This window comes from Mycobacterium sp., from assembly GCF_035314905.1.
Classification (GTDB): Bacteria; Actinomycetota; Actinomycetes; order Mycobacteriales; family Mycobacteriaceae; genus Mycobacterium.
In genome coordinates, this window is the sequence record NZ_DATFYW010000035.1 from 1 (window position 1) to 13,969 (window position 13,969).

Annotated in this window: 9 protein-coding genes and 1 pseudogene; all 10 read right to left on the bottom strand. The window is 65.5% G+C overall.

Annotated elements, in window-relative coordinates; genetic code table 11:
* Positions 1-470: pseudogene (locus VKG81_RS02505) on the bottom strand (glucose-6-phosphate isomerase); the annotation flags it as partial.
* Positions 471-550: 80 nt separating this feature from the next.
* Positions 551-2,980 carry a glycoside hydrolase family 65 protein gene (locus VKG81_RS02510; protein ID WP_324389380.1) on the bottom strand — a complete coding sequence of 810 codons (2,430 nt, stop codon included), beginning with the start codon at positions 2,978-2,980 and terminating at the stop codon, positions 551-553.
* Positions 2,981-2,992: 12 nt separating this feature from the next.
* Positions 2,993-4,066 carry a transaldolase gene (tal, locus tag VKG81_RS02515; RefSeq protein WP_324389382.1) on the bottom strand — a complete coding sequence of 358 codons (1,074 nt, stop codon included), beginning with the start codon at positions 4,064-4,066 and terminating at the stop codon, positions 2,993-2,995.
* A gap of 47 nt (positions 4,067-4,113) precedes the next feature.
* A complete protein-coding gene (gene tkt, locus VKG81_RS02520; RefSeq protein ID WP_324389384.1) occupies positions 4,114-6,180 on the bottom strand; it encodes a transketolase in 2,067 nt (688 codons plus the stop codon).
* A 104-nt stretch (positions 6,181-6,284) separates the two neighbouring features.
* Positions 6,285-7,208 (bottom strand): F0F1 ATP synthase subunit gamma, encoded by a 924-nt coding sequence (locus VKG81_RS02525; protein WP_324389386.1) that lies wholly within the window; start codon positions 7,206-7,208, stop codon positions 6,285-6,287.
* A 6-nt stretch (positions 7,209-7,214) separates the two neighbouring features.
* Positions 7,215-8,897, bottom strand: coding sequence for a F0F1 ATP synthase subunit alpha (gene atpA, locus VKG81_RS02530; RefSeq protein ID WP_324389388.1), 1,683 nt, complete (start codon positions 8,895-8,897; stop codon positions 7,215-7,217).
* Positions 8,898-8,956: 59 nt separating this feature from the next.
* Positions 8,957-10,297 (bottom strand): F0F1 ATP synthase subunit B/delta, encoded by a 1,341-nt coding sequence (locus tag VKG81_RS02535; protein ID WP_324389390.1) that lies wholly within the window; start codon positions 10,295-10,297, stop codon positions 8,957-8,959.
* A gap of 5 nt (positions 10,298-10,302) precedes the next feature.
* On the bottom strand, positions 10,303-10,860 hold the full coding sequence (locus tag VKG81_RS02540; RefSeq protein ID WP_324389396.1) for a F0F1 ATP synthase subunit B: 558 nt from the start codon (positions 10,858-10,860) through the stop codon (positions 10,303-10,305).
* A 64-nt stretch (positions 10,861-10,924) separates the two neighbouring features.
* The gene (gene atpB / locus VKG81_RS02545) at positions 10,925-11,677 is read right to left on the bottom strand and encodes a F0F1 ATP synthase subunit A (protein ID WP_324389392.1); all 753 of its coding nucleotides are present in this window, start codon (positions 11,675-11,677) and stop codon (positions 10,925-10,927) included.
* Between the two features lie 102 nt (positions 11,678-11,779).
* The coding region (locus VKG81_RS02550; RefSeq protein ID WP_324389394.1) for a phosphoketolase family protein at positions 11,780-13,969 on the bottom strand (2,190 nt) is incomplete at its 5' end.

Here is a 13,969-nt window from a genome sequence, read left to right on the forward strand (position 1 = left end):
GATCCGCCGATGCCGATATTGACGATATTGCGGATCGGCTTGCCGGTGTGCCCCTTCCAGGCACCCGAACGGATCTTGGTGGCGAAATCGGCCATCCGATCGAGGACCTCATGCACCTGGGCGACGACATCGACCCCGTCGACTATCAGCGATGTGCCTTTCGGCATCCGCAACGCCACGTGCAGCACCGAGCGGTTCTCGGACACGTTGATCCGCTCCCCGGCGAACATCATGTCGCCGCGCTGCTCGAACTCAGACTGCCGCGCCAGCTGAAACAGTAGGCTCAGAGTCTCCTCGGTGATGCGGTTCTTCGAGTAATCGAGGTAGATCCCGGCGGCCTTAGCGCAGAACCGCTCGCCGCGGGTAGCGTCCTCGGCGAAAAGTTCTCGCAGATGGCGGCCCTCCATCTTCGAGTAGTGTCGGGCAAGAGCCTCGTGCGCCGGGCGCTCACGCAACGGCGGAATCGACACGTTTTGACTCCCTTCTTGGCAATGGCGGTCCAGGTGGGCTGTTTAGGCGACCGCGGACGTCTGCGTCTCGATCCGGCCCATCAGCTCATTCCAGGCATTGACGAAGGAATTGGCCCCGTCGCGCTGCAATTGCCCCCAGCATTGGCACCGTCGTCGCCATGTTTTCCCGCGAGTCGCAGGGGCGCGCGGCCAGGCGGCTGCGGCGGGGCCGGCAGCAGCGCAACCCGCGGCCGCACGGGCATCGTCGTGGGCGAATCGGTTCTCAGATCCAAGCGAGAGCCGGCGTGGCGGATGGTCAGCTGGCCCTCCGGCCCGTCGCGCAGCAGGTACGTGACCTCGGCGTGGCTGATATCGGCGGTCAGCCGAAAGCCCCCCCAGCGCAGTCGGAACCGCAATCTGGTGATGCCGTCGGGCAGGCACGGGTCCAACGCCAGCACCCCCTCATCGTCGCGCAAACCGCCAAACCCCGACACCAACGCCGTCCAGGCTCCAGCCAACGCCGCCAGATGCAGGCCGTCGCGGGTGTTGTGGTTGAGGTCGCGAAGATCGAGCAACGCCGCCTCATCGGTATAGTCGTGGGCCAGCTCGAGGTGACCGACCTCGGCACACAGCACCGCCTGCGTGGCCGCCGACAGCGACGAATCGCGCGTGGTGCGCCGCTCGTAATAGTCGACGTTGCGGGCCTTCTGGTCGATGGAAAACGCGTGGCTAAGCCAATGCATCGCCAACACCAGATCGGCCTGCTTAACCACCTGTGACAGGTACAGCCGCGCGTAGGGCTCGTGTAGCAGCAGCGGATAGGCCGTGTCTGCGGTGAAGTTCCACTCCCGCAATGTGGTAAATCCCGCACACTGCTCGTGCACACCCAGTTCCTCATCGTAGGGCACGCACACCGCGTCGGCGGCATCCCGCCACGCCGCAATCTCCTGGGAGGTTACACCCATCGCGCGTGCCGCCTCGGGATGCCGCGTGCACGCATCGGCCGCGGTGTCCAGGTTGTTTGCGGCCATCAGGTTGGTGAACAGGTTGTCGCGCACCATCGCCGTGTACTCATCGGGGCCGGTCCCGTCGAGATGCCATACCCCATGGCGGTCGTAATGCCCCAATGCCACCCACAGTCGGGCGGTCTCGACGAGCACCTGCAGTCCGCACTCGGCTTCCAGCGACTCGTCGCCGGTCACGACGCGGTAGCGCTCGAAGGCCATCGCTATGTCGGCGTTGATGTGCCAGGCCGCCGTGCCGGCCGGCCAGTACCCCGAGCACTCAGGCCCGGCGATGGTGCGCCACGGAAAGCTCGCTCCTGCCAGCCCGAGCTCTGCCGCCCGCTGGCGCGCCGGATCCAGAATTGAGGCTCGCCACCGCAGCGCGTCGGCGGCGGCATACGCCGCGGTGTAGGTGAGCACCGGAAGCACGTACCCCTCGGTGTCCCAGAAGGCGTGCCCGTCATAGCCGTCGCCGGTCAGGCCCTTCGCCGGGATGGCCCGCCCCTCGGCGCGCGCGCTGGCCTGCAGCAAGTGAAACAGCCCAAAGCGCACCGCCTGCTGGCACTGCGGGTCGCCCTCGACCTCGACATCGGCGCAGTCCCAAAAGTCGTCAAGGAAGGCCCGCTGCGCCTCGCACAGCCCCTGCCATCCGGTATAGCGGGCCTGGGCCACCGCGCCGGCGACATCGTCGACCAGCGCCGTCGCCGATCGCAACGGCGACCAGCCATAGCCCAGATACTTCACGATGCGTAGGTGCTCGCCGGGTTGCAGTCGACAGATCACGAGGGTGCGCGCCCAGTCGGCGCCGGAGTCGCTGCCCACCTCGACCCGCCCGGGCCCCACCACCTCGTGAGACATCGCCGCAACGATGGTCAACCCGCTCGCCCGCGTCCGGTGCACCAGCACTGCGCCCCGCTCGCTGGTCTCGTGAGCCACCGACTCCAGCGGCTTGTTTAACGCCGCCGCGACTCGCGGGTCCGCCGACGGCGCCGGCTGATCCTCGTTGGCCACCAGCTCGGATTGCAGGGTGACAAGCATGGATTCGTCAAGCGCCTCCACGTCGTATTCGATGGCAACCACGCTGCGCTGCGGCAGCGACACCAGCCGGGTCGATGTCACCTTCACTTGCTTGCCCCTCGGGGAGCGCCACCGCGCCAGCCGGGCAAGCGTGCCCGCACGCATATCCAAAACCCTTTCGTGCTCGGCCAATTCACCGGTGCGCACGTCAAACGGTTCGTCATCGACAAGCAATCGGATGATTTTGCCGTTGGTGACATTGATTAGAGTTTGACCGTCTTCGGGATAGCCGTAGCCGGCCTCGGCGTAGGGCAATGGCCGCTTCTCGTAGAAGCCGTTCAAATATGTGCCCGGCAGGCCGAACGGCTCGCCCTCGTCGAGGTTGCCCCGCAAGCCGATATGGCCGTTGGATAGTGCGAACAACGACTCGGCCTGCTCCAGCAAGGTCTGGTCCAGGTCCGTTTCCCGAATGCGCCACGGCTCGACCGGGAAAGTCTCGTCGGTGATCATCTGGTGCGCTGTTCAGGCGACCACGGACGTCTGGGCGTCGATCCGGCCCACCAGGTCGTTCCAGGCATCGACGAAGGACTTCGCCCCGTCGCGCTGCAGTTGGGCCGCGAGCTCGCCCAGATCGACGCCCGCTTCGGTGAACCGCGCGAGCAGCACATCGGCGTCACCGCCGTCGGCCGGCAGCGGCTCCCCTACCTCGCCGTGGTCGAAGAAGGCCTTAAGAGTGGCCTCCGGCATGGTGTTGACGGTGAATGGAGCGGCCAGCCCGTGCACGTAGAGGGTGTCTGGAGCGGCCGGGTCCTTGGTGCTCGTGCTGGCCCACAGCAGCCGCTGCATTCGGGCCCCGACGTTCTCCAGCCGCTGGAACCGGTCGGAGTCCATCAGTTGCCGGTAGGCGCGGTAGACGTCGAGGCCCACCGCAAGGGCCAGCTTGCCTTGCAGCTCGGCGGGCACCTGCTTGGCCACCGCGGTGTCCCAGCGCGACATGAACACCGACGCGACCGAGCCCACGGCCGGGTCGAGGCCGTCGGCGACCCGGCGCTCAACGCCTTTCAGGTAGGCATCCGCCGCGGCCAGGTACTGGTCGGTGGAGAACAGCAGCGTGACGTTCACCGGGACACCGGCCGCGATGGCTTCCGTGATCGCCGGGAGGCCCTCGGGAGTGCCGGGGATCTTGATGAACAGGTTGGGCCGCCCGGCGCGCGCGTGCAGGGTCTTGGCCGCCGCCACGGTGCTCGCGGTGTCGTAAGCGAGCAGGGGGGAGACCTCCAGGGAGACCCACCCATCGACTCCGTCGGTCCTTTCGTGGATCGGCAGGAACAAGTCGGCGGCGCGGCGCAGGTCTTCGAGGGCCAGATCGAAGAACAGCTCCTCGGGCGCAAACCCCCGGCCTGCCGTGGCCCGGATCGCGTCGTCATAGTCGCCCGATCCGATGGCCTTGTCGTAGATGGCGGGATTGGAGGTCAGCCCGGTCACCGAGTAGGAGTCGATGTATTTACCGATGGTGCCGTCGTCGAGCATGCTGCGGGTGATGTTGTCGAGCCACAGGCTCTGTCCCCGCTCGTGCAGGGTCTCGGTGGCGTTCACGAATTTCCTTTCCTGTGCCGCGTTTCGGGGCGGCGCGTTCGTGGGGGTTATTGCTGGCGGCTCGCGGTCACGCAATCGCGCGCGCGTTGCGCGACCCGGTCCGGGGTGAAGCCGAACTTGCTGACCAACTGTTTCAGCGGTGCCGACGCCCCGAAGGTGTGCATCCCGATCACCGCGCCGCCGTCACCGACGTAGCGGTCCCAGCCCAGGGTCGACGCCTGCTCTACCGCCACACGTGCCGTCACCGATGGCGGTAGCACCTCGTCGCGGTACTGCCGGGGCTGGCGATCGAAGAGTTCCCAGCAGGGCATGCTCACGACGCGGGTGCCGACGCCGCCGGCCTGCAGCTCTTCTCGGGCGGCCAGCGCGAGATGCACCTCCGAACCGGTAGCGAGCAGGATGACGTCCGGTGTTTCGGTGTCGGCCTCGGCCAGCACGTAGGCGCCTCTGGCGACTCCTGTCGCCGGCGCAAAAGTGCTCCTGTCGAGGGTTGGCAGCGCCTGGCGGGAGAGGATCAGGGCGGCGGGCTCGTGCCGCACGGCGGTCACGATGCGCCAGGTCTCGACGACCTCGTTGGCATCGGCGGGGCGGAACACCAATAGGCCCGGTATGGCCCGCAGTGAGATCAGCTGCTCGACCGGCTGGTGGGTGGGCCCGTCTTCTCCGACACCGATCGAGTCGTGAGTGAAAATGTGCAGGACCGGGATTTCCATCAGCGCCGAGAGCCGGATCGCCCCGCGGGCGTAGTCGGAGAAGATTAGAAAGCCCGACCAGTACGGGCGCAGCTTGGTAAGCGCCATGCCGTTGGTGATCGCTGCGGCAGCGTGCTCGCGAATTCCGAAGTGCAGGTTCCGGCCCGGTTGCGCGGCCTGGAAGTCACCTGCGCCGTCGAATGCGAGCCTGGTCTTGGTGGACGGGGACAGGTCGGCTGAACCGCCGACAAGCCAGGGCACGGCCTGGGCCACGGCGTTCAGCACCTGCCCGGACGACTCGCGGGTCGCGATGCCTTTGGGATCGGCGCCGAAGGTGGGCAGCGCGTTCTCCCAGCCGTCGGGTAGGTCACGCCGCTGGATGCGCTCGATCTCGTCGGCGAGGTCGGGGTGGGTCTCGCGGTAGCGCTCGAACATCGCCTCCCACGCCTCGCGGGCCGCCCTGCCGCGCGCGCCGATCCCGGAGGCAAAACAGTCGTAGACTCCGTCGGGAATGTAGAAGTCGGCGTCCTCGGGCAGGCCGAAGAACCGCTTGGTCGCCCGCACACCGTCCACCCCGAACGGCTCCCCATGTGCCTTGGGCGAGTCTTCCACCGGCGAGCCGTACCCGATGTGGCTGTGCACCACGATCAGGGTCGGCCGGGCTCCCTCGGCCTTGAATGTGTGCAGCGCTCGATCGATCGAGTCGGTGTCGTTGGCGTCGGCGACGGTGGTGACGTTCCAGCCATGGGCCACGAAGCGCGCCGCGACATCCTCGGTGAACGCGATGTCGGTGTGGCCCTCGATCGTCACGCGGTTGGAGTCGTAGATCCAGCACAGATTCGCCAGCCCGAGATGACCAGCCAAGGACGCGGCCTCTGCGGAGATGCCCTCCATCATGCAGCCGTCGCCGGCCAGGGCATAAACGTCGAAATCGAACAATGTCGACTCGTCGCGGTTGTAGCGCTGCGCCAGCCAGCGCCCGGCGATCGCCATGCCCACCGAGGTCGCCACCCCTTGGCCCAACGGCCCGGTGGTCGTTTCCACGCCGCTTGTCCAGCGGTACTCGGGATGGCCGGGGCAGCGAGAGTCGAGCTGACGAAACGTCTTGAGGTCGTCGAGAGTAATTGCGGCCCGATTGAGAATCTCATAGTCGGGGTCCACGGCGCGGACGCCGCTCAGGTGGAGCAACGACCACAGCAGCGCTGACGCATGGCCCTCCGACAACACGAACCGGTCCCGGTTTGGCCAGATCGGATCGGCGGGATCGAAGCGCAGGAACCGCTGCCACAACGTGTAGGCGACGGGGGCCACCCCCATCGGGGTGCCCGGATGGCCCGAGTTGGCGCGCTGGATCGCGTCCATGCACAGTGTCCGGATCGTGTTGATCGCGATAGTGTCCGGGTGGGCGGTCGTGGTGCTCACTTGAGCTCCCGGTGACCCTGACCACCCGGCCGGTGATGGCGTCGGTGTGATCGGCTGTCGGCTTTCGGAGGCGGCAGTCATAGTCGTTTCGCTTCCTGTAGTACTTAGCTGTCTGCGGCTGCGGCCAAAGCGTCTGCGCCGCCGACGATCTCGATGATCTCCGAGGTGATCTGGGCCTGCCGCTCGCGGTTGGCCAGCAGCGTCAGGGCCTTGATGAGGTCGTCGGCGTTGTCGGTGGCCGACTTCATCGCGCGCTGGCGCGACGCCGACTCCGATGCCGCCGCTTCCAGCAGGGCCAGGTACACGCACCTGGTGACGTAACGCGGCAGCAGCGACGCGAACAACGTCGTGGCGTCCGGCTCAAACGAATACAGCGTGCGCGGCCCGGACTCCTCGACGACCTCCGTCACCATCGGCGCGATTTGGACTACCTCGACCGGCTGGCTGACCATCGATTCGAAACGGGTGGCCACGATGTGCAGCTCATCGACGCCGAGGACGCCGTCGGCCCCCGGGACCTCGCCTTCGTCGCCGACACCGACCATGAACGCGTCCACCAGCGTCGAGGCGATGGTGACGGCGTTCTCATGGCTGGGGTGCTCGGAAAACCCGGTCCACGACTCGCTGATGTCCCAGTTCCGGAAGGTGAAATAGTTCAGCGCCTTGCGGCCGACGACGTAGAGAATCGGGGTTTTGCCTTTCTCGCGCAGCAGCGAGAACAGCTCCTGGCTGCGCCGAAACACGTTGGCGTTGTGCGCACCGCACAGCCCGCGGTCGGACGCCACCACCAGAACACCGGCCCGCTTGGGCTCGGCCCGCTCGACGAGCAGCGGATGATCCAGCGCCGCTTCGTCGGCCAAGTCGGTCAGCATTTTTAGGAGCGCGAACGTATACGGGCGGACCTCTTCTAGCCGGGCGGTCGCCCTGGCGATGCGTGACGAGGCGATCATCTCCTGAGCCTTGGTGATCTTCTTGATCGACTCGGCAGAGCGGATGCGCCCGCGCAACTCTCGCAGTGTGGCAACCATGGGTGGCTACTTCCTCTTCGGCGGTGCGGGCGGCCTTGGCAGCCTTGGCAGGCGCGGTCTTGGCTTGTGCACAGGTACCGCTTGTATGCCGAGCTTTTCTTCGTCGAGTGCCTCGATGTGCTCTTCGGGGGCCACCGAGCCGCCGCTGGACGGCGCGAAACCCTTCTTGAAGTCGTTGATGACATCGGTCAACTTCTCGGCGACGTCGTCGGAGAGTTTCTTGGACTCTCGGATCTCGTCGAGGATGTCCTCATGGGACCCACGGACATGGTCGAGGAACTCGGTTTCGAACCGGCGCACATCCCCGGTAGGCACCGAATCCAGGTGCCCCTTGGTGCCCAAAAAGATGGAGACCACCTGTTGCTCGACCGGCATCGGCTGGTTCTGCGGCTGTTTGAGCAGTTCCACCAGCCGCCCGCCGCGTTCCAGCTGCGCCTTGGTGGTCTGGTCCATGTCAGAACTGAACGCGGCGAAGGACTCCAGTTCGCGGTATTGCGACAGATCGAGGCGCAGCGACTGGGCAACTTCCTTCATGGCCTTGATCTGCGCTGCCCCGCCCACCCGCGACACCGACACGCCGACGTTGATCGCCGGGCGCACACCCTGGTTGAACAGGTCGGTCTCCAGGAAGCACTGTCCGTCGGTGATCGAGATGACGTTGGTCGGAATGTAGGCCGAGATGTCGTTCGCCTTGGTCTCGATGATCGGCAGGCCGGTCAGCGAGCCGCCACCCATCTCGTCGGACAGCTTGGCGCAGCGCTCCAGCAGACGTGAATGCAAATAGAACACGTCACCCGGGTAGGCCTCGCGCCCAGGGGGACGGCGTAGCAGCAGCGAGATCGCACGATACGCATCGGCATGCTTGGACAGGTCGTCGAAAACGATCAGCGCATGCTTGCCGTCGTACATCAAGTGCTGCGCGATCGCCGAACCCGCGTACGGGGCAAGCCATTTGAAACCGGCGGAATCCGACGCCGGCGAGGCAACGATGGTCGTGTAGTCCATCGCGCCGCCTTCTTCGAGCGCGCGGTTCACGGCGGCGATGGTGGTGCCCTTCTGCCCGATGGCGACGTAGACGCAGCGCATCTGCAGCTTGGGGTCGCCGCTTTCCCAGTTGCGGCGCTGATTGAGGATGGTGTCGACGCAGACCGCGGTCTTGCCGGTCTTGCGGTCGCCGATGATCAGCTGGCGCTGGCCGCGACCGATCGGCGTCATCGCGTCGATGGCTTTGATACCGGTCTGCAGTGGCTCCTTGACGCCCTGGCGTTGCACCACCGACGGGGCCTGCATCTCCAGCGCGCGGCGGGTTTCGGCTTCGATGTCGCCGCGAGCGTCGATGGGCTGCCCGAGCGGGTTTACCACCCGGCCGAGGAAGCCGTCGCCGACCGGAACCGACAGCACGCTGCCGGTTCGCTTGACCTGCTGGCCTTCTTCGATCTCCTCGAAGTCGCCCAGGATCACCGTGCCGACGCTGTGCGCGTCAAGGTTCAAAGCCACGCCCAGTATCCCGCCGGGGAACTCCACTAATTCTTGACTCATCACCGACGGCAACCCCTCGACGTGGGCGATGCCGTCCCCGGCATCGATGACCGTGCCGGTCTCCTCCCGCGCCGTGTCGGTGGTGAAGCTGGAGACGTACGCGTCGATCTTGCCCGTAATGTACTCATCGGAGATTGTCAGTTCTTTCATGGTATTCCGCCTTCCTGCTCTCGTGGTGCTGTCGGTCGGGAGGCTTATGCTCGCGGGGTTCAGTCCGGCAACTGGGCCTTGGCCGCGGCAAGCCGCGACGACAGCGTGCCGTCGATCACCTCGTCACCGACGCTGATGTTCAGACCGCCCAGGGCGTCGGGGTCGATGCGCAACACCACCGACACCGGTTGGCCGTAGATGCGGCTCAGCACGTCGGTCAGCCGGCTGTGCTGGCTTTCGCTCAACTCGGCGGCAGCAACGACATGGGCGGTCAATTCGCCGCGTCGCGCTACCGCGAGTTCTGCCAGCTCCATGACGGCCTCGTCGGCGCGCTGACCGCGCAGCAGCTCGATGGTCTGCGAAAGTAGCTGTGCCATCAGCGGATTGACGTCGAAGGGATCCTCGAGGATGTCGTTGAGCAGCTTGACGCGGCTCGACGCCGGCGCGGTGTAATCGCTCAGCAATATAGTCAGACGCGGCTGAGCGTCCAGGATACGGCCGAACCAGAACAGCTGCTCTTCAACCTCGTCGACCACCCCGTCGCGTTCGGCGCGTACCAGCAGCGCAAGCTGCGCCACGTGCTCGATGCCGTCGACCAGGTCTGCACCGGCCGACCAGCGGGCCGACACCGCGCTTTTGCACACCTCGAGGGCGGCATCGCCTATCTCGCCGCCCAGCACCTCTTCCAGCAGACTGACCTTCGGCGCCGGGTCGTCGGCGGGGTCGGCCAGGTGGCGGGTCAGGCTCGTCTGGCGAGTCAGCAGGTCGGCCACCGCAGCTAAATCATCGGACAGACTAGACAATTCGTGTCCGTCAAGTGCGTGTGCCACTTCGTCGAACCGGTCGACCAGCGTGCACAGCGCCTTGCGGCTGGCTGAGCGCATTCTCGTGGTGGCCGGATCCTCGAGGACCGCCGCCTTCGACGGGGCCATCGCATCGAGATCGTCGAGGAAGCGGTCGACAGTCGCCGACTGCTCCTGCCGGTCGGACACCTGATCGCGCACCAATTCGCCTGCGCGACGGATGGATTCCGTGCCTGCGTCTTTCCGCAGCTGGCGGACGAACTGGGCGTAGAACAGCTGAATATGCTGAGCACCTTGCGCTTTGACGCGTTCCGCCTCCGCCTCCGCATGTGCACGCAGTTGCTCCGCGAGGCGCCGGGCATCCGCTTGTGCCTGCTCGATGAGTCGCTGCGCTTTGACCTCGGCCTCTTCGACCGCGTCCGCGTGCGCATCCCTGGCGTGGGCCAACCGCCGCTTGGCTTCGGCACTTTCTTCGAACTGCCTGCGCAACTGCTCCTGGCGGCCGGTCATCAATCGTCGCACCGGCGGAGCCACGTAACGCCGCACCAGCCAGATGATGACGGCGAATCCGATAAGGTTTCCTATGAATGTCGACATCGCCGTTACCGTCCGGGCGCCGTTGTGGTCCCGGTCGTTTCGGCAGTGCCGTGTCCCCCTGCGGCTGCGCTTCTGATCGGGGTAGCGCGGTCCGCGCCGCCAATGCGGCGAGCCAGCGTCTTCGACATCCTGTCCACCGACGCGCGCACATTGTCAGCGGTCGCGTCGGCCTGCTGCTCGAGTTGCTCGGAAGCCCGCTGCAGCCCCTGGGTGGCCTCGTCGGACGCCCGGGTGCGCATCTCCTCGAGGATTTTGCGCCCCTCAGCACGAGTCTCGTCTCGGATACCCGAAGCCCTGTTGCGCGCCTTACCCATCGCTGCTTTGTAGTCGGCGTGCGCGGCGGCGAACACACCGGCGGAATTCTTGTCGTCTTCAACAGTCTCGCGAACCATGGCGTCGCGGTCGCCCAGCGCCTTCATCACCGGCGGTACGACGAATACCCGAATCACGCCCAGCACGATCAAGAAGATGAACAGCTCGACGAAGAAAGTGCCATTGGGCATCAGGAAGTTATTGCTACCGCCTTGCCCGGCCGCCAGCAGGGTAACGGTGTGTTCACCCATCGTCGTCACCGACCTCTCGACCGACATGGTGAAAAACGGGCGCGGCGGCACGTTCGTATCTTCACTAGTGGCTCTCCTCGTCCAGTTCCATCGACTGGCTGAAATACAAGATCGTCAGAAGCGCGAAGATGAAGGCCTGGATAGCGCCGACGAACAGGTCGAAGCTCTTCCAGATCGCGTTGGGCAGCCACAAGACGTACCACGGAAACAGTCCGATCAGCGCGACCAGGATCCCGCCGGCAAACATGTTGCCGAAGAGACGGAGTGACAAGGAGATCGGCTTGGACAGTTCCTCGATGAGGTTGATCGGTGCCAACACTGCGATGTGGCCCTTCACCAGCTTCACCAGGTACCCGAACAAACCGCGCCGCCAGATGCCCGCCGCGTGGTAGAAGAGGAACACGAACACTGCCAGTGCCAGCGTGAAGTTGATGTCGGAGGCCGGGGCCTGAAGCAACTCGTGGACACCCGTCGAATCGTGGTACTGCAGCGGCACCACCGACAGCCAGTTGGCGATAAGGATGAACGTGAACAACGTCACGGCCAACGGCAGAACGAATGATCCGATGCGCATCCCGATCGTGGTTTCGATTTGGTCGCGCATGAAAATGGTGATCGCTTCCCAGAACAGCTGCACCCCGGAGGGAACGCCGGAGGAGGTGACCTTGGCGCGCAGGACGAAGGCCAGCGCGACGACGACCGCGGCCGCGATCACGGTCGACAACACGGTGTCGACATTGACGGTGAAGCCGAACCATTCGGCAGTCTTGTGGTGGCCGACTTCGATTGTCGCGCCGGCGAGGATTGTCTCAGTCATTGCTTCGCACCGTCCGCGCTCCAGTTGTTCGGCCTATACACCATATCCAGTTGTTCGGGTTATGCACCATCCCCAATGACGGTGCAGGACAAAGGTTGGTCGTTATCCGGGCCATGTCCAGTCGGCGACGTCGGGAATGTCAGCGGCGTGCTCGCGGGTCCAGGTTCTGGCCCTCAGCCGGGCATCGACCATGTCTTGGCGCAGTGCGGCGGCGGTGGTGCACAGGGTCGGGACCCGGTCGATGACGTCGATGACCAAGCGGTAGCGGTCCAAGTCGTTAAGCATCACCATGTCGAACGGCGTTGTCGTGGTGCCGCGTTCCTTGTAGCCGCGAACGTGCAGACCCTGATGATTGGTGCGCCGGTAGGCGAGCCGGTGAATCAGCCACGGGTAGCCGTGGAAGGCGAAAATGGTGGGGCTGCTTTTCGTGAAAAGGGTGTCGAATTCGGTGTCAGGCAGGCCGTGGGGGTGCTCGGCCTCGGGCTGCAGCCGCATCAGGTCAACCACATTGACCACCCGCACCCGCAGCTTCGGCAGCCGCTCGCGCAGGATTGCCGCCGCAGCAAGAGTTTCCAGCGTCGGAATGTCACCCGCGCAGGCCAACACCACATCGGGCACCGTCCCCTGGTCGTCGTTATTTCCGGCCCACTCCCAAATGCCAGCGCCACGGGCGCAATGCAGCGCCGCCTCGTCCACGGTCAGCCAGTCGAGCTGGGGTTGTTTGCCCGCAACGACGACGTTCACATAGTGCTTGGAGCGCAGGCAGTGATCGTAGGTACACAGCAGCGTGTTCGCGTCCGGCGGCAGATACACCCGCACCACTTCGGCGCGCTTGTTCACCACGACGTCAAGAAAACCCGGGTCCTGATGGGTGAACCCATTGTGGTCCTGGCGCCATACGTGCGAGGACAACAGATAGTTCAGGCTGGCGATCGGGCGCCGCCACGGTACCTGGGCGCTGGCCTCGAGCCACTTCGCGTGCTGATTGAACATCGCATCGATGATGTGGATGAACGCCTCATAGCAGGTGAACACACCGTGGCGCCCGGTGAGCAGATAGCCCTCCAGCAGCCCCTGGCACATGTGCTCACTGAGCACCTCGATGACACGCCCCTTGCGGTCGAGCTTCTCATCGAATTGCCCGATTTCAGCTTGCCAGTCACGCCCGGTCACCTCCAGGATGTCCTGTAATCGGTTGCTGGCCAGCTCGTCTGGAGCGAACGTCAAGAAGTTGGTGGGGTTGGCGGTGGTGACATCGCGCAGGAATCCGCCGAGCACTCGAGTGGCCTCATGTGCGGCGGCTCCCCGCACCGTCACGCCGACACCGTATGTACGCCAATCGGGTAGCTGCAAGTCGCGCAGCCCGCCACCGTTGGCAACGGGGTTGGCGCTCATCCGTCGCGCACCGGCCGGGGCCATCACCAGCAGCTCACCGGCGGGCCGCCCGCTGTCGTCGAACAGCTCGCCCGGCCGGTAGGAGCGCATCCACTGCTCTAGCACGCGACGGTGCGACTCGTCGGTCCGCGCCTCCGGCAGCGGTACCTGATGCGCGCGGAACGTGCCTTCCACCTGCTGACCGTCCACCACCGGGGGGCATGTCCAGCCCTTCGGGGTGCGCAGGACGATCATTGGCCACAACTGCCCGCCGCTGGCACCGTCGTGACGCGCGGCCTGCTGGATCTCGGCGATGCGGTCCAGGCAGGCGTCCAGCGTGGCGGCCATCGCTTGGTGCACCGCGGCGGGGTCATCGCCAGCGACCACGTGCGGGTGGTAGCCCCAGCCGCGAATCAGCTCCAGTAGTCGGGATTCGGGGATGCGCGCGAGGATGGTGGGGTTGGCGATCTTGTATTGGTTGAGCGCCAGAATCGGCAGGACAGCACCGTCGCGGGCCGGGTTGATAAACGTGTGCGCATGCCAGCTGGTGGCCAACGGCCCCGTTTCGGCCTCACCGTCACCGACGACGCAAAACACCGTCAGGTGCGGATTATCCAACGCCGCCCCATAGGCATGCAGCAGGGAATACCCCAGCTCGCCTCCTTCATGAAAGGATCCCGGTGTCTCCGGGGCGCAGTGGCTGGGCACCCCACCGGGGAAGGAGAATTGGTGGAAAAAGGCCGCCATGCCGGCCTCGTCCTGCTTGATGTGGCTGTACAGCTCGGAGTAGGTGCCTTCTAACCAGCCGCACGCGTTCGGCCCCGGCCCACCGTGACCGGGGCCGGCCACGAACACCGCGTTGAGGTTCCGGTTGATGATTTGGCGGTTCGCATGCACCCACACCAGGTTCAGCCCGGG